The organism is Pectobacterium sp. 1950-15, assembly GCF_037136835.1.
Classification (GTDB): Bacteria; Pseudomonadota; Gammaproteobacteria; order Enterobacterales; family Enterobacteriaceae; genus Pectobacterium.
The window spans coordinates 113,929-138,079 of record NZ_JBBBQR010000006.1 but is presented as its reverse complement, the minus strand read 5'-3'; the positions used below and the strand labels follow the sequence as shown (position 1 = coordinate 138,079).

Here is a 24,151-nt window from a genome sequence, read left to right as displayed (position 1 = left end):
GTGAAACGTGGGTTGCCTTACATGATTCGCTAGAATTTTACAGTTGGTTGCACTTATAGAATAACTCTTTCGATTCATCGCTGGTGAAGATAAGTGGCGATCCTTAGAGTAACAAGTCCCAGAGGTATTGATTGGTGATATATCAATGTGCTCTGTACATTGAAACCATTTGATTACACCAACCTACGCGGATGCGTAGGTTTTTTTTTGCCTGAATTTCCCGTTTTCGTTATCTCCAGTGATTTTCATGCTATGCGAATGCTGTGCCGACGGCAATCTTCACGTTCAGCCACGTACCCATCACTTGAAGTATGATATGTATGTAGTATTTTGACGTATCGCCCGGTGGTTTTGCGCTTCGGCAAGCCGCCCGTTTATCTGTCTATTGGGAGAAGGCATGATTCATACCCTGTTACGTTGGGTGTTCCAGCGTCTGTACCGCATCCGGATCGAGGGCGACAGCAGCCAGTTTCAGCAAGCCAAATTGCTCATCACCCCCAATCACGTCTCTTTCCTTGATGGTGTCTTGCTGGCGTTATTCTTACCGATAAAACCCGTCTTTGCGGTGTACTCCTCCATTTCCGATCGCTGGTTTATGCGCTGGCTGAAGCCGTATATCGACTTTGTGCCGCTAGATCCCACCAAGCCTCTGGCGATCAAAGGGTTGATCAAAGTGATCGAGCGCGGCCAGCCCGTCGTAGTTTTCCCTGAAGGGCGCATCAGCGTCACCGGATCGTTGATGAAGATTTACAGCGGCGCGGCGTTTGTCGCGGCGAAATCCGGGGCAACGATCATCCCCGTGCGCATTGATGGCGCCGAGTTCACGCCGTTTGGCCGATTGGCGGGTGTGTTTAAACGCCGCTGCTTCCCGCAGATTACGATCACGTACTTGCCCCCTACGACGCTGCCCATGCCGGAAGCCAGCAGCGCCAGAACGCGTCGTGCGCTGGCCGGTGAACATTTGCACCAGATTATGATGAAGGCGCGGATGGAAACGCGCCCGCAACACACGTTGTATCAAGCTTTTCTGGCAGCGAGAACCCGTTACGGACGGCGTTCCCCGAGCATCGCCGATATCTCCTTCAACGAAGACAGCTATCAGAGCTTATTAAAAAAATCGCTGGGCGTGTCGCGCATTTTGCAGCGCTTCACCCGTGCGGATGAACATGTCGGTATGCTGTTGCCCAACGCGACCATTACTGCCGCATCCATCCTGGGCGCATCGCTGCGTAACCGCGTTCCTGCCATGCTGAACTACACCGCTGGCGCAAAAGGGTTACAAAGCGCGATGAAAGCGGCGGGCATCAAAACCATCGTCACGTCTCGCCAGTTTCTTGAAAAGGGCAAGCTGACGGATCTGCCGAAGCTGGTCAGCGAAGCCAACTGGGTCTATCTGGAAGATTTGAAAGACACCGTGACGCTGGCGGATAAGCTGTGGATCCTGTTTCATCTGCTGTTTCCTGCCCGCGCGATGCTGCCGCAGAAACCCGATGATGCGGCTATCGTGCTGTTTACCTCCGGTTCCGAGGGGAACCCGAAAGGCGTCGTGCATTCCCATGACAGTCTGCTGGCGAACGTCGAGCAGATTCGTACGGTAGCGGATTTCACGCCGCGCGACCGCTTTATGTCTGCGCTGCCGTTGTTCCATGCGTTCGGCCTGACGGTGGGGCTGTTAACGCCGCTGATGACGGGCGCTCGCGTATTTCTTTATCCTAGCCCGTTGCACTATCGCATTGTGCCGGAGCTGGTTTACGACCAGAACTGTACCGTGCTGTTTGGCACGTCTACGTTTTTAGGCAACTACGCACGCTTTGCCCATCCGTATGATTTTGCTCGTTTGCGCTATGTGGTGGCCGGGGCAGAGAAGCTGTCTGAAACCACGCGTCAGGTCTGGCAGGACAAATTTGGTATCCGCATTCTGGAAGGGTACGGTGTGACCGAGTGTGCGCCGGTGGTGGCGATCAACGTGCCGATGGCGACGAAAATCCATTCTGTTGGCCTGCTGCTGCCGGAAATCGAATCGCGCTTGATTACGGTTCCGGGCATTACGCGCGGTGGTCGTCTGCAACTGCGTGGGCCGAATATCATGAAAGGCTATCTGCGGGTGGAAAACCCCGGCGTGCTCGAAGTGCCAGCGGCAGAAAATGCACAGGGCGAATTGCAGCAGGGCTGGTATGACACAGGTGATATCGTCGAACTGGACGAAAAAGGATTCTGCACCATCATCGGCCGCGTGAAGCGCTTTGCCAAATTGGCAGGGGAGATGGTTTCGCTCGAAAGTGTGGAACAGCTGGCGGTTAAAGTGTCGCCGGAAGCGCAGCATGCCGCCAGTGCGAAAAGCGACAGCAGCAAAGGCGAGGCGCTGGTGCTGTTTACGACAGACAGCCAGATTACCCGTGACGTGCTGCTTGCACAGGCTCGCAGTAGCGGCGTGCCGGAACTGGCCGTGCCGCGTGATATTCGCTATGTGAAAGCCTTACCGCTACTCGGCAGCGGCAAGCCTGACTTTGTCACGCTGCGCCATATGGCCGAAGAGCCTGTTACTAACGCATCGGAGCAGAGCGCATGAGTCAACAGACTGAACCCGCGACGCCTTTGCTGTCGCGCAGTATGAACGCGGTAATTATCGCGCAGTTCTTCTCTGCGTTTGGCGACAATGCGCTGTTGTTTGCCACGTTAGCGCTGATTAAACAGTTGGTGTATCCCGACTGGAGCCAGCCGTTTTTGCAGATGGGGTTTGTCGCCGCCTACATCATTCTGGCACCGTTTGTTGGACAAATTGCGGACAGCTTCTCCAAAGGGCAGGTGATGATGTTCGCCAATACCCTGAAGTTGGCGGGCGCGCTGCTGATTTGCATCGGCGGGAATCCGTTTCTGGGGTACACGCTGGTAGGGGTTGGCGCTGCGGCTTACTCACCGGCGAAGTACGGCATTTTGGGTGAGATCACGCGCGGCGACCAGTTGGTCAAAGCGAATGGTCTGATGGAAGCCTCGACCATTGCGGCGATTCTGACCGGTTCCGTCGCAGGCGGCGTGCTGGCGGACTGGAACATTTACGGGGCGCTGTCGATTTGTGCGGTGGCTTACGGCGTGGCGCTGGGGGCGAATATGCTGATTCCTCGCCTCAACGCGGCACGGCCGGGACAGCCGTGGCATCCGGTGCAGATGGCGAGCAGCTTCTTTTCCGCCTGTCGGGTGCTGTGGCGCGATGGCGACGCCCGGCTTTCGCTGGTTGGCACCAGTATGTTCTGGGGCGCAGGCGTGACGCTGCGCTTTCTGCTGGTGCTGTGGGTGCCGCATGCGCTCGGGATTACCGACAATGCGACGCCGACGTTGCTTAACGCGATGGTCGCCGTGGGCATCGTGGTGGGAGCCGGTGCGGCGGCGAAACTGGTAACGCTCGATAGCGTGCGGCGCTGCCTGCCTGCGGGCTTCCTCATCGGCGTGGTGGTAGTGATTTTCACGCTTCAGCATAACCTCATGAGTGCCTACTCCCTGCTGATTTTGCTGGGGGCACTTGGCGGGTTCTTCATTGTCCCGCTGAATGCGCTGTTGCAGGAGCGAGGGAAGGCCAGCGTCGGTGCGGGGAATGCGATCGCCGTACAGAATTTGGGTGAGAACGGCGCTATGCTGTTAATGCTTGGGCTCTATTCTCTGGTGGTGAAACTGGGCGTGTCGGTTATCGCCATTGGGATCGGCTTTGGCGCCTTGTTTGCGCTGGCGATTGCGCTACTGTGGGCATGGTTGATTCTGGCTAAGCGCCGTGCGCGCTCCGCTGATGCAGAATAGGAAGGGTGAAAATGAGTCTGATATGGCATGACTGGGATGTAGCAGATCTTAACGTGTATTCACTGCATGACATATTGGCGCTGCGCAATCAGGTCTTCGTGGTTGAGCAAACCTGCCCCTATTTGGATATTGATGGCCGCGATCTGGTGGAAGGCAATCGCCATATTACGGCGTACCGTGACGGCAAGCTGGCCGCATGCGCCCGCCTGCTCGCGCCCCATCCGAACAACGATGTGGTGACGATTGGGCGTGTGATTGTTGCGCCGCATGCCCGCGGGCAACATCTGGGGCACCAGTTGATGGAACACACGCTGATCGCCTGCGCACGGCACTGGCCGCAAAAGCATCTTTTCCTGTCCGCGCAGGCTCACCTGCAATCGTTCTACGGCGCATTTGGTTTTGTGGCGACCGGCGAGGAATACGACGAAGACGGCATTCCGCATATTGATATGTTGTCGGCGTTCTGAGGGGGGATTGAGTACGCATCGGAAGGAATAGGTGCTACCGCTAAAAAAACCGGCTAACGCTAACGTATGGCCGGTTTTTTGCTTTCTGACGGTGAACTAGCTGGCGGCGTGGGAAATTGTGCTACCGAGCTTTTGCACATCTTGGCCAAAGCCGCGCGTGGTGTTACAGCCACTCAATACTGCTGTGACCAGCAGCGCCACTACGATTGTTGTTATACGTTTCATCATCATTACCCGCAGGTTGTTGATAAACAGGGCTATAAACAGAATGCGATAGATTTCTACTGTGGCATAACCGCAGGTAAAAATTCAATCCTTGATAGCCCTGAAACAACTGATATTGTTTGAGATTATGTTGCTGCTTATGGATATTAGTTCAGGTCTGATCTGACAGGCGGCTCTGTGCCAGAAACGAACATTTCACAATCACCGTGCATGCAAGAAGCTAGTCAAGAATAAAAAATGTTGCACCTATCAGCGTTCGCATCCATCTTCACCGTAATTTTCTTTGAGCCAGTCAGGGCGCAGGATGCCCATCGCTATGCGATCGTGGCGCTGATTATCGCGATAGACTGCCTTTCTGATAACACCTTCTTTTATGAAACCATTTCTGAGATAGAGGTTAATTGCGTTGCTGTTATAAGCAATGACCTCCAGATTCAGCCGGAATAAATTTAGCTCCATAAAAGCGTAATGGATTATGAGCTTCAGGGCTTCGTCGCCAAATCCCTGTCCTCGGTCCTTCTCATTACCGATGCCGATGGCAAGACTGGCGAGCTGATTATTCCACTCAAGACTATGTAACGTGGCAAAGCCTATCAGCCTGTCATCATCCAGAGCCCTTATATGAAAATAAAACGCATCTCCTGCGCCTTGTATTTCTTTTTCAATTTTTTCTGCTGACAGTGGATATGCAGGTTCTGTATCAACACTGCGCAAATAAAAAGTATCTTCATACCATGCGGAAACTTCTTTTATATCGTCGGCTCTCGGTGCGCAAAGCCGAATCCTGGCCGATTTGAAAATATCGCCTTTCATGTTCTTCCCTAAAAAACTAAACAGTCATAACATCAGTATACCCGAGCGTCGTCCTACAGAATGCTAACATGAAACCTGACGGCCGCTTTTGCTCATTACAGCCTCTCATATTTGATTGTGTTCTTCCTGCGACTGATGAAGGCTTCGCACAACAAGGACGCTGTCTGTTTCGTACAGAAAAATAGCGTATGTCTGGCGACGGGAAATGAGTACAAATCTGGCCTAAGCTCTTTACGTTCGGTCCCTCTCTTGTTATGCCTGATAGCGGTAAACGCGTGATCGATGGCTTCCAGATAGGCTTCAGCCCTTTCCTGATTAAAATGCAGCAAGCCGTAGAGGTAAAAAAGGAGAGATAAGGTGGGAAGCAATGGGCAGGTTTACCAGAGAAAACCTGCCTACCGAATGATTACTCTTCTTCCGCCAGAAACAGCTCCAGCAGGGAATTCAGAAATAGTTTGCCGTGTTCGGTGATTTGCCAGTGCGTGGCGGTTTCCGTCAGGTAGCCTTGCGCTAGCGCCTGATCCAACTGCGGGCGGATGCTGTGTTCTTCCAAACCGGTATACGCCGTGAAATCCGCGCGCGGAGCAGCTTCCAGCAGGCGAAAGCGGTTCATGAAGAACTCAAAAGGCCGATCGTCGTTAGCAACGTTGTGCAGTTTATCCAGATACGTGCCCTGCATATAACCGCGCGGATGACGGACTTTGACCGTGCGCAGAATACGGCCGTCGCTGAAGGTCAGCTTGCCATGTGCCCCGCAGCCAATTCCCAAATAGTCACCGAAGCGCCAGTAGTTCAGGTTGTGCTGACACTGATAGCCCGGTTTGGCGTAGGCGGAGGTTTCATATTGCTGGTAACCCGCGGCGCTCAGTAGCGCGTGGCCCTGCTCGTAGATGTCCCACAGCGCGTCGTCGTCCGGCAGCGTCGGCGGACGCGAGCTAAACAGCGTATTGGGTTCGATGGTGAGCTGATACCAGGACAGATGCGGTGGATTGAGCGCAATGGCCTGACGCAGGTCGTCCAGCGCCTCGTCCAGCGATTGATCCGGTAGGCCGTGCATCAGGTCCAGATTAAAGCTGCGTAACCCCAGACCGGCCGCCAGATGCGCTGCGCGCTTGGCTTCGTCCGGGCCGTGAATACGCCCTAAGCGCGTCAGCTTTTGCGGATCGAAACTCTGCACGCCGATGGAGATACGGTTAATCCCCGCTTTCTGATAGCCGCTGAAACGATCGGCTTCAACCGTTCCGGGATTGGCTTCCATCGTAATTTCGGCATCCGGCGTTAGCGGAATGCGCGCGCGAACGCCGTCGAGCAGTGCCTGCATCGCTTCCGCGCTCAGCAGGCTGGGCGTGCCGCCACCGATGAAGATCGAGTGCAGCGCACGACCGCTCGCTAACGGCAAATCGGCGTCCAGATCCGCCAGCAGGTGATCGACATATTCCTGATGCGGTACGTCGCCTTTCAGCGCGTGAGAGTTGAAATCGCAGTACGGACATTTCTGTACGCACCACGGAATATGGATGTACAGGCTGAGCGGGGGAAGCTTAAGCATTGCGTAGCGCATCCAGCAGCAGGCGCAGCGCCTGACCGCGGTGAGACTGCGCGTTCTTCTCTTCACGCGTCAGTTCTGCTGCTGTTTTACCCAACTCCGGCACGAAGAAGATCGGGTCATAGCCGAAGCCGCCGCTGCCTGCCGCTTCATGCGTCAGCACACCCTGCCAGCTACCGTGGCAGACAATCGGCGTTGGGTCTTCCGCATGGCGCAGATACACCAGAACGCAGTGGAAGCTGGCGCGGCGCTGTTCATCCGGTACGTCTTTTAGTGTCAGCAGCAGCTTGTCCAGATTTTGCTGGTCGCTGGCATCTGCGCCCGCGTAGCGTGCCGAGTAAATGCCCGGCGCGCCGCCCAGCGCATCGACAGCCAGACCCGAATCATCGGCAATCGCCGGTAGCCCTGTGATGTGCGCCGCATGACGTGCTTTCAGGATGGCGTTTTCGATGAAGGTCAGGCCGGTTTCTTCGGCGGAATCCACGCCCAGTTCGGTCTGCGCCACAATATCCAGACCGAAATCGGCCAGCAAGCTGGCGAGCTCGCGCACTTTACCGGGGTTTCCGGTAGCCAAAACCACTTTTTGCATCGTCTTGTCCTGCGTGTTTATTCAATGAAGTCCGCGACGTCAGCCGGGATGTGTTGCGGATGGGTAATTCTAATCTGTTTATGCCGCCCGAGTTCGCCTTTTTCAATCACGACCAGACTCTTGGCGACCCGAAACTGTTTGGCGAGAAATTTGGTCAGATGGGCATTAGCCTGCCCATCAACCGGCGGTGCGGTAATGGCGACTTTCAGTTCGTCGCCATGCAAACCCACGATCTGATCCCGGCTGGCTTTCGGCTGAATATACAGCCGAATCACCAGCGCATCGCCGTGGCGGGTAATCGCACTCACAGCAGAAACCACAGCCCCGGGAACAGGTCCATGCCCAGATAGTTGAGCATATACAGAATCAGAATGACGGCCATCGCAGAGAAATCAATGCCGCCCATGACCGGAATAATGCGACGGAGCGGTGCCATTAGCGGTTCAGTTAACTGATGCAGCAGATACTCAATAGGGCTACGGCCCTGACTGACCCAGCTCATGATGGAACGGATAATGATGACCCAGAAGACCAGATAGCCCGCGGATTTAATCAGCGAAATGAGCCCGACCAGCAGGTTCATGGGGCTGAGGGAAATCGCGCCAACCTGAATCAACAGCAGTAACGGGTATTTGATCGTCGTGAGAATAAAGGCCAGCAGCAGCGAAGCGCTGTCAATCGGCCCTAACGACGGCAAAATGCGGCGCAGCGGCCCGACAATCGGCTGGGTGATTTTGACGACAAACTGCGACAGCGGGTTATAGAAATCGCTGCGTGACCACTGCATCCAGATGCGTAGCAACAGGACCATTACATAGAGGTCGACCAGCGTTTTGACCAGAAAAGTCAGGGTGAGCATAAGTACGTCTTTTCCTTATAAGATAAAGAATCGGGGAATCCGCTTTGGTTAAAACAGCGTTTCCATTTCCTGTGCGCGAGCAATGGCCGCCTGCATGGCCTCAGCCACGGTTTGCGTCAACTGCTGTTCGTTAAAGACTCGTAGGGCTTCTGCCGTGGTGCCGCCCTTGGAGGTGACATTTTCCCGCAGCGTTGACAGCGCCGTATCGGGGTTGGCTTCAACCAGCGCAGCGGCGCCCGACGCGGCCTGCTGCACCAACAGGCGAGCCGTTTCCTGGCTGAACCCCTGACGGATGGCTTCCTGCTGCATGGCTTCCATAAACAGGAAGAAATAGGCTGGTGCGCTGCCCGCTGCGGCGATCACGCCGTTAATGCCTGATTCGCTATCCACCCAGCAAATTTTACCGACGCTCTGCATCAGTTGTGCGGTGAAGTCTTTATCCGCCTGACTGACGGAGGCAGGGGCGTACATCCCACTCATGCCTTTTCCGACCAGAGACGGCGTATTTGGCATAATCCGTACGATATTCAGCGGTTCTCCCAGCAGCGCCTGGAAACGTGCAATGCTGATGCCTGCCGCAATCGAGAGTACCAGTTTACCCGTGAAGTTGACGTGTTCATGCAACGGTTCGCAAACTGTCGCCATCATTTGCGGTTTGACGGCCAGCACAATGACATCCGCTTCCTGCGCGCAACGGATATTGTCCGCGCTGCTGATCACGCCGTATTGTGCAGCCAGCGCATCGCGATTCTTGCCCGAAGGCGCGCAGACGCTGATGTGTTGAGCGGGGTAACCGCCGTTGACTAATCCGGCGATAATGGCCTGTGCCATGTTTCCGGCACCAATAAACGCTATTTTACGTTGCTGCATCTGCATCCTCGTTGCTCACCTGTTTGTCAAAGATGACGTGCCGTTCAGGGCGTGCCTCTGCGGTTTATGCGCTTTTGGCTGACTGTATCGTTATGCGCTTTTTGCTGCGTAGTCACGCGCGCCAAAGATTGCCGTGCCAATACGCACCAGCGTACTGCCCGCGGTAATCGCCGCGCGCATGTCGTCCGTCATCCCCATAGAGAGTGTATCAATATGCGGATAAGTTACGGACAACGTTTGGAACAGTGCTGCCATTTGTTTGAAAACGACCAACTGCTGTTCATAATCGGTTTCCGGTGCCGGGATCGCCATCAGGCCACGCAGGCGCAGGTTGGGCTGCGCGGCGACGCTGGCAGCGAGCTCCGCCAGCTCATCGACCATAATGCCGGATTTACTCGGTTCGCCGCTGATATTAATCTGCAGCAGAACATTTAACGGTGGCAACGTGGCCGGACGTTGCTCACTCAGACGCTGCGCGATGCGCAGACGATCTACGGTATGAAACCAGTCGAAATTCTCGGCTACCAGCCGACTTTTGTTTGACTGTAACGGGCCGATAAAGTGCCATTCCAGCGGCGTATCCGAGTGGTTTTCCTGGAAATAATGAATCTTCTCCACGCCTTCCTGAACGTAGTTCTCGCCAAACGCCCGTTGCCCTGCCGCGATGGCTTCTTCGATCGCGCTCACAGGTTTGGTTTTACTGACTGCAAGTAGCGTAATGTCTTCTGGTGCTCGTGCGCAATGCGCAGCGGCGGTGGCGATTTGCTGCCGGATGTCCTGTAGATTCTGCTGGATTGTCGTCATGGTTGTTCAGGAGGTTATCTATGGAGTTGGATGAGTGGATGGTGCGTAGTGTAAAACATAATGCCTCGGATCTGCACCTTTGTAGCGGTCACCCCCCGGTGCTACGCGTGGATGGGCGGCTACAGCCTGAAAATACCTTACCACGTTTAACGCCGGAGCAGGTGGCACAATGGTGCGATGCCTGGCTCGAACCGGCACAGAGAGAGCAACTGCGACAGTCTGGTCAGGTGGACGGCGCGTTAATGCTGCCCGACGGTCAACGTCTGCGAGTCAATGTGTTTCGCCAGCGGGAAGGGCTATCTGCGGCACTGCGTATTATCCCGTCCGCTCAACCTTCATTGGCGGGGCTACAGGCGCCACCCGTTCTGTCGACGCTGCTGGAGAAACCGAACGGCCTGATCCTGATTACTGGTGCGACGGGGAGCGGCAAATCCACGACGCTGGCGGCAATGATCGGGGCGTTAAACGATAGCAGCGATCGTCATGTGATTACGCTGGAGGATCCGATCGAGTTTATCCATGCCAGCCGACGCTGCCTGATTCAACAGCGAGAGATCGGTGCGCACAGCGCGTCTTTTGCACAGGCGCTACGGGCCGCCTTGCGGGAAGATCCCGATGTGATTCTGCTGGGGGAATTGCGCGATACGGAGACGATTCGGCTGGCGCTGACGGCGGCGGAAACCGGTCATCTGGTGCTATCCACGCTGCATACGCGCAGCGCATCGCAGGCGGTTGATCGTCTGATTGACGTCTTTCCCGGCGAAGAGAAAGCCTATGTTCGCAGCCAGCTCGCCACCTGCTTGCAGGCTGTGGTGACGCAAAGACTGTTGCCCGCAGTGCAAGGCGGTCGCATTGCACTTTATGAAGTGCTGACGGCGACAGCGGCAGTCGGCAACCTGATTCGGGAAGGGAAAACGCATCAGCTTCCCGGCCTGATTCAAACGGGAACGGCTGCGGGAATGCAAACGTTCGAGCAAAGCTACCAGCAGCGCTGTCGGGATGGGCTTATTTCACACAGTTGCGTCCTTGCCGTTTAGCCGCATAGAGGTTTGCATCGGCTAACTGAATCCAGTCCTCAACGGAAGCAAGATCGGAGCGGTAAGCAGCAATGCCTGCGCTGATCGTGAAATGCAGAGTCTGGCGATCGTATTCCAGCGTATGCTGCTCAATTGCTTTACGAATACGCTCAATCGTTACCGCCGCTGTTTGGTAAGAGACATCTTTTAACAGGATGATGAACTCCTCACCGCCGAGGCGGGCGACCAGATCTTCCTGACGCAGCGACATGCGCATGAGCATCGCCAGCTCTTTGAGGACGGCATCGCCAGCCAGATGACCGTATTGATCGTTAATGTTTTTGAATAAATCGATATCAATAATCGCCAGGCAGCTTTTATCCGTCTGCTGATTTTGCTGCTTGTGCAGAAAAAAGGCGTTGGCTTGCTCGAAGAAACTGCTGCGATTGGGTAGGCCGGTAAGAAAATCATGCCCCGCGTGAAAACGCAGGGAGGCCTCTATCTGTGCTCGCTCATCTTCCCGTGAGCGGGCGTGAATGATGATGCCGAGCGTTTTCACCAGCGGAGCCAGTAGTTCGATCATCGTTTGATCATAACCTTCCCGACGGTTAGCCAGTGCGATCATTCCGATCGCTTTGCCGTTGTGGGTGATAGGGATCCCCAAGAGGGAATAGAGTGCGGGATGGATAGGCGGGAGGTCCCGGCCAGCCTTTTGTCTCAGCAGGTTATTGGTACACACCACCGTGTTGTGGGTCACCACGTGACCAAACAGATTATCCAGTTTGCGGAGCGTCAGGCCGCCGTGGGTTCTGCGCTGGTTTCTGTACCAGGCCAGCGTCTCTTCATCCCAGGCAAGATTGGATATTGCAGGAAGGTAGAGCGACTGACCGTCTTCGTCTTCCTGCAACGTGGCAATGAAGCCGAAGGTGCTGTTGGTGATATCAAGCAGCCGTTCAAAGACTTTATCGCAGGCGGAGGGCAGATTATGGTCGAGCAGAAAGCTGTCGTGAACGGATAGCAGGATATCGAGAATGATGCCTTGCTGGTGGGCTTTTTTTTCGATTTCGACATTCTGCGTGATGTTGTGAGCGTATTTAATGATTTTTCGCACATTGCCGTCACTATCCATGACCGGGCTGTAGGTTGCCTGTATCCAGAATGAATGACTGTCTTTGCCCAGTCGATGAAAGCGCCCGCTGATAGGATGACCGCGGTGTAGGGTCTCCCAGAAGGTTTGATAGTCGGCTTGTTCGGTATAAAGAGGATCGCAGAGTGACTTGTGGTGCAGGCCGAGAATTTCTTTTTCTTCGTAGCCCGTCAGCATCAGGTAGTGTTTATTGACGTGGGTGATGTAGCCGTCTTTATCAAACTCGATCACGCCTTGCGAATTTTCAATCGCGTCCAACTGTGCCCGATGCTCCGACATCAAACGCTTTTCCTGAGTAATATCGAGAGCCAGCTTGATTACGCCAATGCGACGGCCTGAATGATCAATAATGGGCGTATACGCGGCGTGGAGCCAAATGATGTCACCTTTTTGGGTTTTCCGTTGGAATTCCCCTGCATTAATATTCCCTTTAATCACATCGTGCCAGAAATGATCGTGTTTTTGGCGCTGTGCTTCTGGCATAAAAAGCGTGTGGTTCTTCTGAATAATGTCTTCTTTTTTGTAGCCCAGCATTTTGCAAAAAAGAGGATTGGCTTCAATCAGTTTCCCTGCCAGGTCGAATTCGGCGATGGCATAAACGGAATTGAACGCGTGCAGTTTGGCTTCATTGTCAAACCTGGTAATCAAATCAACATCAACTGACTGATTATTCATGTTTATATTTGCCTATATTCTTTCTTTATCCTTGATTCGCTATTGTCAGAGGCGCCCGCTTTATCATGATGCCGTCTGTGATGTTATCGGGTAATTGGCTGTCCCTTTTTTGTGCGCGAGAATCAATGGAACGAATTAATAAAATAGCGTGCTATTAATTAAGTTAATAATCATTGTGTCAGAATGTAATTAATAGCCTGAAACGTACGGCGAATATCACCAATAAGGAATGTTTCTCATTGTCTTTTTATTCAATGCGTTGAGGCAATTACGTTGGCCGCTTTTACGCTGAAACCTTATTTATACGCTTATGTATAAAAACAGAGAATAGCGGTAAAAAAATAATACTCAAATTATCTGAAAGTATACTTATAAAATAAGTGCGCTAAGCGTGAAGAGGGTTCCAGCCTTGTTTGATTATTTATTCGGTTTTTAAAGAGGATGGAGTCAATAGGGGATTAGCGGGAGGATGCCTGTAGTCAGCGCGGAGGCCGACCACAGGCGATGTAATGTACCCGTAGATTAGGAAAGGTGAGGTTCTACCTGAAACAGCGCCATCGAACGCATGAGCTGTTGAGACTGCTGCTCCAAGGACTGCGTGGTGGCGGATGAGGCTTTGACGAGCTGTGCATTGTGCTGAGCAACCTTGTCGATTTGCGTGAAAGCGACGTTAACCTGTTCGATACCTCGATGCTGCTCTTGCGTGGCGGTGGAGATATCTCGCATCAGTTGCGTAATACGAATGATTTCGTCGGTCACTTCATCCATGGTTTCACCCGCTTTAGAAGCCAACTCAAGCCCTTCGGACACGCGCGTCTGGGAATCCAGAATCAGCGAACGGATCTCTTTTGCGGCCTGCGAGCTATGCTGCGCCAGATTGCGTACCTCTCCGGCGACGACGGCAAAGCCTCTGCCTTGTTCGCCTGCGCGAGCGGATTCAACGGAGGCATTCAGCGCCAGAATGTTGGTCTGGAATGCGATCCCGTCAATGACGCTGAGGATGTCATTGATGCGCTTGGCGCTGACGGCGATCTCCTGCATTTTCTCAATCACGTAACAGACGGACTCGTTGCTGCGGCTGCTGGTGTTCGAGACGTTGTTGGCGAGCTGGTGCGCGAGTTCAGCATGGTCGGCATTGAGTTTCACCGTAGCGCTTAGCTGTTCCATGCTTGCTGCCGTCTGTTCCAGTGCGGCAACGGATTCTTCGGTGCGTTGCGCAAGCTGGGCGTTCTCTTCAAAGAGCTCGCGGCTGCCGAGATCGATTTGGGTGCTGGCATCACGCACCTGGCTCACCGATTCCAGCAGCGCACCCTGCATGCGGCCGATGGCATCGTTGAGTCTACCCAGTTCGTTGTCTCCGCCTTGAATCAGGCGGCGGGTTAAGTTACCGGCGGCAACCTGCTCCAATTGCTCAATGGCATAATCCAGCGGTTTGAGCAGCATGTGTCGCAGTGCGATCCAGGCTAATGCAACCAGCGTGACAGACAGCAGGCAGGCGATGGCAATGAGCAGCAGCATCATGCTCTCATTACGTTCGGACTGTGCCAGACCCTGTTCGGACAGCTGCTGCGCGTACTGACGAAAGTTTTGGATCGATAAATCAAAGGCTTCACTCAGCGGGCCGAGCTGTTTTTCCAGAACCTCATAATATTCATCGGTATACTGTTTTTGCAGCGCGCTTAGCATCGGGGTCATGCCCTGTTGAAAATAGGCCTGATAGGTTTTTAACACGTCCTGCGCGAGCGCTTGCTGTTTGGGATCGGCATTGGCTGATTTGATCACGCGGTCAATGTCTTCCTGCGACTGGCTGAGGTGTTTCTCTACGACCCCGGTTTCCTTTGCCCCGTCATCCAGCAGGCCGATTTCGATTTTCCTGACGGCGAGTGTTGCCGACGCGCGCGCGCTGAGCGTTTGGTTATAGCCGCTCATCAGGTTGCCCAGCTCAATCCCCTGAATCTGATTTTGTGCTGTCAGCGTTTCCCTGTCTTTCTTAATGGCAACCACGCCCATGCCGCTAACCATAAGCAGCAACAGGGTAGTTAACAGCAATAGTGTTAATAAGCCGGTACGAATAGAAATATTTTTCAACCTCATGGTGTCCTTTTCCTTACGCCGCCTTTCGTGGGGGATAGCCCAGTCATCAATGGATATGGTGTGTCCAACAGAAGAGAATACGTTATCTGTGTTGCGGTGAGATAAAATTAAAAAGATATGGCTGGCCTAAGAAAGAGGATGTGGGGGAAGGGCGTAGCCTGGCGGTTTCTTGCAACGCGGGTTTCTCTTAACACATAAGGGTATAAATAATTAGCCGTAGCGTTTACGCCTGGTTTATTATCTGTCAATAGCGTTGGTTTTTCAGGGGCGTACTTAACACGCCAGTCAATGATACCCAGAGGTATCCGAGGTTTATGTGCAGTTAACAAGTTTCACGGATTATGGCTTGCGGGCGCTGATTTATATGGCGTCGCTGCCGGACGGGAAAATGACCAGCATTTCTGAGGTAACGGAAGTGTATGGCGTGTCTCGTAATCATATGGTCAAAATTATCAATCAACTTAGTCGCGCTGGGTTGGTGATGGCCGTGCGCGGCAAGAATGGCGGTATCCGTCTTGGGAAACCAGCTGAAACCATTCGAATTGGCGATGTCGTGCGCGAATTAGAGCCGCTCACGCTGGTTAACTGTAGCCACGAGTTTTGCCACATTACGCCAGCCTGCCGTTTGAAGCAGGTGCTGCAACAGGCGGTACAAAATTTCCTGCAAGAGCTGGATCAATACACGCTGGCTGATATGGTCAAAGAAAACCCACCGCTTTATAAATTATTGTTGGTTGAATGAATTTTGTTCAGCCTCCTGCTGATGACAACGGAGGAACCGCAATGTCACAAGATCCATTCCTGGAACGAGAAGCAGAAAAATACGAATCCCCCATCCCCAGCCGTGAATATATTTTGGCGCATATCGCCAAGCGCGATACCCCGATTAGCCGGGAAGAATTAGCCGCTGACCTGCAATTAACCGGAGAAGAACCCCTCGAAGCGCTGCGTCGCCGCCTGCGCGCGATGGAGCGCGACGGTCAGCTGATTTTTACCCGCCGCCAGTGTTATGCGTTGCCGGAAAAACTCGATCTGCTGCGTGGGACGGTTATCGGTCACCGCGATGGCTTCGGTTTCTTGCGTGTGGAAGGCCGCAAGGACGATCTTTACCTGTCGGCTGAAGAGATGAAACGGGCGATTCACGGCGATGTCGTGCTGGCACAGCCGCTGGGCGCGGATCGTAAAGGACGGCGTGAAGGGCGTATTGTACGCGTGCTGGAACCGCGTACCGGGCAAATTGTCGGCCGCTATTTTGTCGATGCCGGTGTCGGGTTCGTGGTGCCGGATGACAGTCGTCTGAGCTTCGATATTCTGATCCCGAAAGAAGAAATTAACGGCGCCCGCATGGGCTTTGTGGTGGTGGTTGAGCTGACGCAACGCGCCACGCGCCGCACGAAGGCGGTCGGTAAGATCGTCGAGATCCTCGGTGATAACATGGGAACCGGGCTGGCGGTGGATATCGCCCTGCGTACCCACGATATTCCGCACACCTGGCCACCGAAAGTGGAAGAACAGGTGAAAGATCTTGCCGAGGAAGTGCCGGAAGCGGCGAAAAAAGGTCGTGTGGATCTGCGTAAGCTGCCGCTGGTCACGATTGACGGTGAAGATGCCCGCGATTTTGATGACGCCGTGTACTGCGAGAAGAAACGCGGCGGCGGCTGGCGGCTGTGGGTTGCCATCGCGGACGTGAGCTATTACGTGCGGCCGAATACGCCACTTGACCACGAAGCGCGGGCGCGTGGCACCTCGGTGTATTTCCCGTCGCAGGTGGTCCCGATGCTGCCGGAAGTGCTGTCGAACGGGCTATGTTCGCTTAACCCGCAGGTCGATCGTCTGTGTATGGTTTGTGAAATGACCATCTCGGCGCAGGGTAAGCTGTCGTCTTACAAGTTCTATGAAGCGGTGATGAGTTCACACGCGCGTCTGACCTACACCAAAGTGTGGAATATTCTGCAAGGTGACGCCGAACTGCGTGAGCACTACAGACCGCTGGTGGGCGGGCTGGAAGAGCTGCACCACATGTATAAGGTGCTTGAGCACGCGCGTGAAGTGCGCGGCGGCATCGCGTTTGAAACCGAAGAAGCGAAGTTCATTTTCAACGCCGAGCGTCGTATCGACCGTGTGGAAGCCGTGGTGCGTAACGATGCCCACAAGCTCATTGAAGAGTGCATGATTCTGGCGAATATCTCCGCCGCGAGATTTGTGGAGAAAAACGAAGAGCCTGCGCTGTTCCGCGTACACGATCAGCCGAGCGAAGATCATGTCTTAGCCCTGCGCAGCGTGCTGGGCGAGCTGGGGCTGACGCTGAAAGGCGGAATGAAGCCACAGCCGAAAGACTACGCGGAATTGATGAATGAGGTCGCGGAGCGTCCCGATCGGGAAATGCTGCAAACCATGCTGCTGCGCTCCATGAAGCAGGCGATTTATGACCCGGAAAATCGGGGTCACTTTGGTCTGGCTTTGACGTCTTACGGCCACTTTACGTCGCCGATTCGTCGTTATCCTGACTTGTCTTTGCACCGTGCGATTAAGTATCTGCTGAGCAATCGTCATGAACGTTGGACACCAACGGGCGGCTGGCATAGCGATATTAACGAGATGCTACAGCTGGGCATGCATTGTTCGATGACGGAGCGCCGGGCGGATGAAGCCACGCGTGACGTTGCGGACTGGCTGAAGTGCGACTTTATGCAGGATCACGTGGGTGAAGTCTTTACGGGAATCATCTCCAGCGTGACCGGTTTTGGCTTCTTCGTGCGCCTGAAAGACCTGTTTATCGATGGGCTAGTGCACGTTTCTACGCTGGATAACGACTACTACCGTTACGATAATATCGGTCAGCGACTGATCGGTGAATCGCGCGGGCAGGTTTATCGTCTGGGTGATGAAGTCGAAATTCGCGTTGAGGCGGTGCATATGGATGAGCGCAACATTGATTTTGCGCTGATTTCCAGCACGCGTAAGGTCCGCGGCGAAGGGAAAACCGCGCGTGACCGCGTGAAGAAACCGGAGTCGCGTGAGGCTAAGCCAGCCCGACGTCGTCGCAGTGCCAGCAAAGCGCCGGCAAACTTTGAGCCGGATGCCGCGTTCCGCAAAGAAGGCGACCGCAACGCGAAATCGGATAAGCCAAAAGCCAAGCCGAAAAAGAACCGCGATAAAGCGAAAAAGAACGCGGAAAAAACGCGTAAAATCGCCGCCGCGACCAAAGCGAAACGTGCGAAGAAAAAGTCTGCTGAGTAAGGTTAGCTAATCTGCTCCCTCCCCTGCGAAGGGGAGGATGGCGCGGGGCAAACCTCTATCTCTAAATTAACGGGCACCGCCTGTTATGGTTAATTTGAAGAGTATCAATGAGCGAAATTATTTACGGTATCCATGCGGTTAAAGCACTGCTTGAGCGCGATCCACAGCGTTTTCTGGAAGTTTTTGTGCTGAAAGGGCGCGACGATCGTCGCCTTCAGCCTGTGATTGCGGAGCTGGAAGCGCAGGGCATCGTCATTCAAGTGGCGAATCGCCAATGGCTGGATAAGCAGGCTGACGACGCGGTGCATCAGGGGATCGTAGCGAAAGTCAAAGAAGGGCGGAAATATCAGGAAAACGACCTGCCTGCGTTGTTAGACAATCTCGAAACGCCTTTCCTGCTGATCTTGGATGGCGTGACCGATCCACACAACCTGGGCGCTTGCCTGCGTAATGCGGACGGGGCTGGCGTGCATGCGGTGATCGTGCCGCGCGATCGTTCTGCGCAACTGAATGCGACAGTGAAGAAGGTGGCCTGTGGTGCGGCGGAAACTGTGCCGGTTATCAGCGTGACCAATCTGGCTCGTACCATGCGACTGTTGCAGGAGCGTAATATCTGGATCGTCGGCACGGCGGGTGAAGCGGATCATACGCTGTACCAAAGCAAGCTGACTGGGCCACTGGCGCTGGTCATGGGCGCGGAAGGGGAAGGCATGCGTCGCCTAACCCGCGAGCACTGCGATGAATTGATCAGCATTCCGATGGCGGGCAGCGTGTCTTCCCTGAATGTGTCTGTTGCCACAGGCGTGTGCTTGTTTGAAGCCGTTCGCCAGCGCGCGTAATCCGTGTCGCGAATGAGAGTAAAGAGGTGCCCTGGGGCACCTCTTTTTCGTTGGGGCTATGCAGCGGGGCTCGCCAGCCTGTGAATACCTTGTTGCGAAGGCTGTAAAAGCCGGAAGACGGAAACCGCGTCAGAAAGTACGATCGCCTGTTGTTCCAGCGAGTTGGCGGCAGAAGAGGACTGCTCCACCAGTACGGTGTTTTGCTGCGTGTTCTGATCCATTTCTATAATGGCCTGACCGACCTGAGAAATACCGCGATGTTGTTCGTCCGAGGCGGTCGTAATATCTTTCATAATGGCGTGGACCTGCGTCACTGACTGGACAATCCCTTCCATCGTTTTTCCCGCGCCGTTAACGAGTGCTGCCCCGTGATTAATCTGCGAAACCGACTCGGCAATGAGCGTGTCGATCTCTTTGGCAGCCTGCGCGCTGCGCTGTGCCAGATTGCGTACTTCGCTGGCGACGACGGCGAAACCTCGGCCTTGTTCACCGGCTCGTGCCGCTTCTACTGCGGCATTGAGCGCCAGGATGTTGGTTTGAAACGCGATGCTGTTGATCATTGAAGTAATTTCAGCGATGCGGTGGGAGCTTTGCGCGATATCGTGCATGGTATGGACGGCTTTAGAAACCTGCTCTCCCCCCTGGTTCGCCGTATCGGAGGCATCCATAACCAGCCGGTTGGCTTGATGAGCGTTATCGGCATTCTGCTTCACCGTTGACGTCAGCTGTTCCATACTGGCGGCGGTTTCTTCCAGTGCAGCGGCCTGTTGCGTGGTGCGAGAGGAGAGATCGGCGTTACCGGCGGAAATTTCCCCTGCGGCATGGGAAATCTGGTTCGCGCTGAGGCGAATTTTATCAATCATGCTATGCAGGTTGTTGTTCATCTGCCCCATGGCTGAAATCAGCTGGCCCAATTCATCGCGGCGTTCATTGTGAAGCTGTACGGTCAGATCGCCTTCTGCAATCGCGCGGGTGGCGTGTAACGCCTGATGTAGCGGGCGTACAATTTGCCGCGAGATAACGATTGCCGTGGTCAGGCCGAGTATGATGGCAATAAGCGTAATCACGCCCAGCTGTATATCGCTGCTAATGACGTTACGGCCCGCGCGGCTCTCTTCCGTGAAGTAAAGTTTATTGATGTTTTCCTGCAACCCCGCCATTTGATTATTGAGCTCGCTGAGCGTCTGTTGGCTAACGGTAGGGCTCATGACTTGCTGGCGCTGAGTCAGGTAGGCGTTGAGTGAGGCGCTGATATCCTGAATCGCGCTTTTATCTTCCGTTGGCCAATGGCCCGTATCGATCGCTTTCAGCAGTGCTGACAGCTCGTCCTTAATGTTACCAATCGCACTATCGTGCTGTTCCAGATACTGGGCTTTACGCTCCAGCGCATAACCAAAGTTGCCTTCCCGCGCGACAACCGTTTTGTCATACATGGCGCCAAGACGGCTGATGCGTTTTAACGACTGGTCGCTATTGTGTAATCCGTAAAAGCCGACCATGGAAAGAATCACTCCCATGATGAGCAATAAACCAAACCCTACCAATAACTTTCGCGTTACAGACAGGTTTTGAAATGACATCCAGCGCAGCATAAACCTCTTCCTTTCGTTCATTAATTATTTACCGTCATGGCAGGCCAGGAACGGATTAGTTATCGTTGTGTGTTTGCATAAAAAGCAGGTGATGAATGTGAAACAGGCACTATCTAACTGATAAAAAATGCCTTATCTGTTATCGGCATGTCAGGCGCAATGCTTATTCATTTTCTTAAAAAATGTGAGGGTACACGTGCGGATAGGGTGACAGGTGGGGATAAAGCGCCCTGCTGGGGATTCCTGCGTTGCTTATCACGTAAAGTCATGTATAGACGCTTTGCTATGCGGGAATCATCTATATTCTTCATGCTTCCTCTTATTTATTGCTGACGCGCCAACGTGCCTCATTTGAAAGGAATATCGCTATGCCTATTGTTACGTCGCTACTCGCTTTCGCTTCTTATTTCTTTATCGGGTTTGCCATGGTGCTGGCTTTCCTGTTTATTTACACCCGCGTTACGCCGCATGATGAATGGGCGCTGATTAAAGAAAACAATGCTACGGCTGCTATTGGGTTTGGTGGGGCGTTAATTGGCTATGTGATCCCGCTTTCCAGTGCGGCGATTAATTCGGTGAGTCTGGTGGATTACATTACCTGGGGCGTGGTGGCGTTAGTGGTGCAATTACTGATTTATTTCGCGGTGCGTCTGTATATGCCGCGTCTTAGCCAGCATATCCAGAATAACGATGTTGCCTCTGGTGCCTTTCTCTGTGCCGCCTCGCTCAGCGGCGGGATTCTGAATGCGGCGTGTATGTCGTATTAATTTGCCACTGCGTGACGATACCGGGAATCCGCCCGGTATTTTTTTATAACCTGCTCCGCCGATTCAGCGGTATAGCACGGCGCGCGCGAACCACATGCCGGGGAGCGTTTCGGCCTCGGATTTCATTACAATCACATAATAGTGCGCGCCAGAGGCATCGGCTTTTTGTTGAAGGGCGCGATCGACATCATCTGCGTTTCCGCGCATGCTCACCGAAATCGTCCCCACTTTTTCCAACTGGCTGGTTTGCGCGTAGCGAATTTCAAGCGCTTTCTCCGCAGGCGGCGGTGCCGCGACAGGCTTACCTTGTATGATCTGGCAGCCGGACAGCACCAGTATTAAGGGTAAGAAAAGTATCCGTACGATGTTCATCGTTTCAGCCAGACAAGAGTAGATAGCGGAAGTGTAGCGCTATCGTCGGACCGATGGCATTCTCTTTAACAGGGAAGCTGTTCAATTTTTGGAAGGAGTCTGATCTGTGTGTCGTATCGTTAACTTTGCTTTTTGGCTGTTGTTTATTGGCTGCGCATATGCCGAACCTTCATTACATGAATTAGATTTGATCTATCAGCAGTGCCGTGATCGGGGCAAGGAAAGTCCCGTCACATTACCGCCTGAAAATGATTGGTTTTGGACGTTAAACAACGATGATAAAGCCACTACGCTTGTTTATTTGAATGAACAGGCGATGAACCGCTGTACCGGAAGTGAGGTGGATAAATTGGCGCTAAAAGCATTCCATTTGGCGGTGGAGGGCGATCGCGGGTTTTTGGATAGGCTCATTGCGGCGCGAACAACAACGTTAAAGCCTTTGCAGCAGCAATGGATAGCTTCGCGTCGTGATGAGCTTAATCGACTCGGTCAACAGTCAGATTTACAGATGCCGTTCAGCCTATCTCAATACTTTAAGGCCATTTCCGAGAAGAAATAACAGGCGGGCAATCGATGCCCGCTGTTAACTGAGGTCAGCGCGATGTGACCAGCGTGAAATCTTCGCCTTTGAAGACTTTTACCGGATTACCGCGTTCTATCTGGTGATGGAACAGACGCCGCTGTGCCCGTAGTTCGGCGTGCTGCTGTTGCTGTAACGCTTCCAGACGATAGGCGATGAGATAACAGGCCAGACGCTTGTTGGCGTGCTGGCTGCGCTCACTTTGCACTTTCACCGTGATGCCGCTGGCGACATGGGTTGCGCGGACGGCAGATTCGGTTTTATTCACATGCTGCCCACCGGGGCCGGAGGATTTGGTGGCTTCAAAGCGAATCTCGTTATCGGCAAACGCCTGTTCCTGGTGAAAGCGTGCGACGCCGATGAACCAGTTTTTGCGTCCACCACCCTTGCGCCAGGGGCTATTGCACGTCCACTGAAGTGTACCGCACCAACTGGCAGTCAGCGGTTCCGCCTGCTCACCGTTTAGCAGAACCAGTGCGGAACGTAACGTTCCAGAACGTTTCCCCGCTTCGGTTTCGATAATTTCACAGTCGATACCTTGCCGTGCGGCATCCCGTACCAGAGCCTGCAACGCTTTTGCCGTTGCCAGCATGCATTCGTCTGGCCCCTGCGCGGCGGAAAGCTGAAGTAATATCATTTATCCTCCCCACGTGTTTTGTAGGTGAGAACCGGCTTCAGGCGAGCAATCAGCGTAATCAATCCCGCCTGCTGCATCGCACCGATCACGCTGTCTATCGGTTTGTAGGCTTCTGGTGCTTCCTGAAAAATCAGTTGCCTGTCCTGACAGATCACGCGGCTGCCGAAGCGGGTACGTGCCAGTTGCTGGACGCTGTAGCGTGAAGACAGTCGATCTTTACACTCCGTGCGCATCCACTTTCTGCCCGCGCCATGTGCCAGCGAGTACAGGCTGTCAGCGTGGGGAATGGGTTGCACAATATAGCTGTAGTCACCGCGCGAGCCGGGAATGATGACCGGGCCGCAGTCGGCAGGTGTCGCGCCTTTGCGGTGCAGCCAGCCAGAAATGCCTTCAATCGTTGTCGGTGTCACCAGATTGTGGTTTACGTCCAGTACGGCATCGCCTTCCGTATGCCAGCGATCCAGCATCCGCTGCGCGATCAGTCGCCGATTGTGGGTGGCAAACGCCAGCGCAAACTGGTGCTGTTCCAGATAGGCCTCTGCGGCAGGCGTGTTGGCTTCAAGCCCCTGATGGCCGAATTCCCGCACGTGTGCCTCCAGTATGGTTTGCCCTAATCCGCGTGAGCCGCTGTGAACGAGCAACAGCAACTGCTTAGGATCAATATGCAGAACGTGCAGCGCATCTGGTTGATAGATTTCATCAAGTTGCTGCAATTCCGCAAAGTGGTTGCCGCCGCCGATGGTGCCCAACGAATAGCGGAAATCCGCCAGCGATGGGGGAATTTCGATATCGTCTTCCAGCGGTCCATCGATATTACCAAGCCGCTTCTCCAGCTTATCCAGCGACATTTTGTTGGCGTTCAGGTTTGTGCGCCATAGCGCCATGCCGCAGCCGATGTCGTTTCCGACCAGCGCTGGATAGAAGCGCTGTTGTGAAAAAAAGGCGGCGCCAATAGGGTAACCACGGCCCGGATGCAAATCTGGCATACCGGCCACGCGAACCATATTGGGAAGTTGTGATGTAATTTGAAGCTGTTGGATTGCTTTATCTTCAATCCAGGTATTTTCCGTCGCGATCACACTGACGCGCGCCGAAATAGAGCGAATAGCATTGCCCATAGATCATCCTGCTGATCAATTTAAAAATAGGGTAAGGCAGGCTACAGCTGGGGGGATAACGCAAAGCGGAAAAGAATGCGGAATTAGTCCCGAGATGTCCTGCAAAGAATCA

At 53.9% G+C, this 24,151-nt stretch carries 23 protein-coding genes; 9 read left to right on the top strand and 14 right to left on the bottom strand.

Translation table 11 applies throughout. The features are described from left to right. Nucleotides 1–397 precede the first annotated feature (397 nt). The 3 genes from aas to WCT94_RS09125 are packed head-to-tail and all read left to right on the top strand — an operon-like array spanning nucleotide 398 to nucleotide 4,256. Complete coding sequence (gene aas, locus WCT94_RS09135; RefSeq protein WP_336869198.1) at nucleotides 398–2,569, top strand: bifunctional acyl-ACP--phospholipid O-acyltransferase/long-chain-fatty-acid--ACP ligase; 2,172 nt, start codon at nucleotides 398–400, stop codon at nucleotides 2,567–2,569. Continuing rightward, nucleotides 2,566–3,789, top strand: a complete 1,224-nt coding sequence (lplT, locus tag WCT94_RS09130; protein ID WP_336869196.1) for a lysophospholipid transporter LplT — start codon at nucleotides 2,566–2,568, stop codon at nucleotides 3,787–3,789. The genes aas and lplT overlap by 4 nt, the downstream gene beginning before the upstream one ends. 11 nt (nucleotides 3,790–3,800) lie before the next feature. Beyond that, complete coding sequence (locus WCT94_RS09125; protein WP_336869194.1) at nucleotides 3,801–4,256, top strand: GNAT family N-acetyltransferase; 456 nt, start codon at nucleotides 3,801–3,803, stop codon at nucleotides 4,254–4,256. A 96-nt stretch (nucleotides 4,257–4,352) separates the two neighbouring features. On the opposite strand, the gene WCT94_RS09120 is transcribed toward WCT94_RS09125, so the two are convergent. From WCT94_RS09120 to WCT94_RS09085, 8 genes are all read right to left on the bottom strand, one after another. Beyond that, complete coding sequence (locus WCT94_RS09120; RefSeq protein ID WP_336869193.1) at nucleotides 4,353–4,481, bottom strand: entericidin A/B family lipoprotein; 129 nt, start codon at nucleotides 4,479–4,481, stop codon at nucleotides 4,353–4,355. Nucleotides 4,482–4,730: 249 nt separating this feature from the next. Beyond that, complete coding sequence (locus WCT94_RS09115; RefSeq protein ID WP_336869192.1) at nucleotides 4,731–5,294, bottom strand: GNAT family N-acetyltransferase; 564 nt, start codon at nucleotides 5,292–5,294, stop codon at nucleotides 4,731–4,733. Nucleotides 5,295–5,700: 406 nt separating this feature from the next. After that, nucleotides 5,701–6,843, bottom strand: coding sequence for a radical SAM family heme chaperone HemW (gene hemW / locus WCT94_RS09110; protein ID WP_336869191.1), 1,143 nt, complete (start codon nucleotides 6,841–6,843; stop codon nucleotides 5,701–5,703). Next, entirely contained in the window at nucleotides 6,836–7,429 is a 594-nt protein-coding gene (locus WCT94_RS09105) for an XTP/dITP diphosphatase (protein ID WP_194430996.1), read from the bottom strand. The genes hemW and WCT94_RS09105 overlap by 8 nt, the downstream gene beginning before the upstream one ends. A 17-nt stretch (nucleotides 7,430–7,446) precedes the next feature. Beyond that, nucleotides 7,447–7,737: a DUF167 family protein YggU gene (yggU, locus tag WCT94_RS09100; protein ID WP_010279110.1), complete on the bottom strand. Its 291-nt coding sequence runs from the start codon at nucleotides 7,735–7,737 to the stop codon at nucleotides 7,447–7,449. Next, the gene (locus WCT94_RS09095) at nucleotides 7,734–8,288 is read right to left on the bottom strand and encodes a YggT family protein (protein ID WP_010295003.1); all 555 of its coding nucleotides are present in this window, start codon (nucleotides 8,286–8,288) and stop codon (nucleotides 7,734–7,736) included. Before WCT94_RS09095 ends, yggU begins: the two co-directional genes overlap by 4 nt. A gap of 48 nt (nucleotides 8,289–8,336) precedes the next feature. Then, entirely contained in the window at nucleotides 8,337–9,158 is an 822-nt protein-coding gene (gene proC / locus WCT94_RS09090; RefSeq protein WP_336869188.1) for a pyrroline-5-carboxylate reductase, read from the bottom strand. Between the two features lie 90 nt (nucleotides 9,159–9,248). After that, a complete protein-coding gene (locus WCT94_RS09085) occupies nucleotides 9,249–9,962 on the bottom strand; it encodes a YggS family pyridoxal phosphate-dependent enzyme (RefSeq protein ID WP_336869187.1) in 714 nt (237 codons plus the stop codon). Between the two features lie 20 nt (nucleotides 9,963–9,982). On the opposite strand from WCT94_RS09085, the gene WCT94_RS09080 reads away from it, so the two are divergent. Continuing rightward, entirely contained in the window at nucleotides 9,983–10,999 is a 1,017-nt protein-coding gene (locus WCT94_RS09080; protein WP_336869185.1) for a type IV pilus twitching motility protein PilT, read from the top strand. On the opposite strand, the gene WCT94_RS09075 is transcribed toward WCT94_RS09080, so the two are convergent. Continuing rightward, complete coding sequence (locus tag WCT94_RS09075) at nucleotides 10,968–12,800, bottom strand: sensor domain-containing diguanylate cyclase (RefSeq protein ID WP_336869183.1); 1,833 nt, start codon at nucleotides 12,798–12,800, stop codon at nucleotides 10,968–10,970. The two genes, WCT94_RS09080 and WCT94_RS09075, sit on opposite strands and share 32 nt — an antisense overlap. Before the next feature lie 522 nt (nucleotides 12,801–13,322). Then, nucleotides 13,323–14,894 (bottom strand): methyl-accepting chemotaxis protein, encoded by a 1,572-nt coding sequence (locus WCT94_RS09070; protein ID WP_336869182.1) that lies wholly within the window; start codon nucleotides 14,892–14,894, stop codon nucleotides 13,323–13,325. A 316-nt stretch (nucleotides 14,895–15,210) separates the two neighbouring features. Between WCT94_RS09070 and nsrR the strand changes: the two genes are divergently transcribed. The 3 genes from nsrR to rlmB all read left to right on the top strand — a co-directional run bounded on the left by nsrR (nucleotide 15,211) and on the right by rlmB (nucleotide 18,973). Beyond that, nucleotides 15,211–15,636 carry a nitric oxide-sensing transcriptional repressor NsrR gene (gene nsrR, locus WCT94_RS09065; protein WP_336869181.1) on the top strand — a complete coding sequence of 142 codons (426 nt, stop codon included), beginning with the start codon at nucleotides 15,211–15,213 and terminating at the stop codon, nucleotides 15,634–15,636. A gap of 41 nt (nucleotides 15,637–15,677) precedes the next feature. Then, nucleotides 15,678–18,134: a ribonuclease R gene (gene rnr / locus WCT94_RS09060; RefSeq protein WP_336869180.1), complete on the top strand. Its 2,457-nt coding sequence runs from the start codon at nucleotides 15,678–15,680 to the stop codon at nucleotides 18,132–18,134. A 107-nt stretch (nucleotides 18,135–18,241) separates the two neighbouring features. Further along, nucleotides 18,242–18,973, top strand: a complete 732-nt coding sequence (gene rlmB, locus WCT94_RS09055) for a 23S rRNA (guanosine(2251)-2'-O)-methyltransferase RlmB (RefSeq protein ID WP_015841585.1) — start codon at nucleotides 18,242–18,244, stop codon at nucleotides 18,971–18,973. A gap of 56 nt (nucleotides 18,974–19,029) precedes the next feature. Here the strand turns inward: rlmB and WCT94_RS09050 are convergent, their stop codons facing one another. Further along, a complete protein-coding gene (locus WCT94_RS09050; RefSeq protein ID WP_336869178.1) occupies nucleotides 19,030–20,565 on the bottom strand; it encodes a methyl-accepting chemotaxis protein in 1,536 nt (511 codons plus the stop codon). 368 nt (nucleotides 20,566–20,933) lie between these two features. Between WCT94_RS09050 and WCT94_RS09045 the strand changes: the two genes are divergently transcribed. Continuing rightward, nucleotides 20,934–21,332, top strand: coding sequence for a DUF350 domain-containing protein (locus WCT94_RS09045; RefSeq protein WP_336869177.1), 399 nt, complete (start codon nucleotides 20,934–20,936; stop codon nucleotides 21,330–21,332). 63 nt (nucleotides 21,333–21,395) lie between these two features. Here WCT94_RS09045 and bsmA read toward each other — a convergent pair whose 3' ends face one another. Continuing rightward, on the bottom strand, nucleotides 21,396–21,704 hold the full coding sequence (gene bsmA, locus WCT94_RS09040) for a biofilm peroxide resistance protein BsmA (RefSeq protein ID WP_336869175.1): 309 nt from the start codon (nucleotides 21,702–21,704) through the stop codon (nucleotides 21,396–21,398). Nucleotides 21,705–21,810: 106 nt separating this feature from the next. Between bsmA and WCT94_RS09035 the strand changes: the two genes are divergently transcribed. Beyond that, entirely contained in the window at nucleotides 21,811–22,263 is a 453-nt protein-coding gene (locus WCT94_RS09035) for a hypothetical protein (protein WP_336869173.1), read from the top strand. Nucleotides 22,264–22,297: 34 nt separating this feature from the next. Here the strand turns inward: WCT94_RS09035 and prfH are convergent, their stop codons facing one another. After that, nucleotides 22,298–22,921: a peptide chain release factor H gene (prfH, locus tag WCT94_RS09030; RefSeq protein ID WP_336869172.1), complete on the bottom strand. Its 624-nt coding sequence runs from the start codon at nucleotides 22,919–22,921 to the stop codon at nucleotides 22,298–22,300. Beyond that, complete coding sequence (locus WCT94_RS09025) at nucleotides 22,918–24,039, bottom strand: RNA ligase RtcB family protein (RefSeq protein ID WP_336869171.1); 1,122 nt, start codon at nucleotides 24,037–24,039, stop codon at nucleotides 22,918–22,920. The genes prfH and WCT94_RS09025 overlap by 4 nt, the downstream gene beginning before the upstream one ends. Nucleotides 24,040–24,151: the final 112 nt, after the last annotated feature.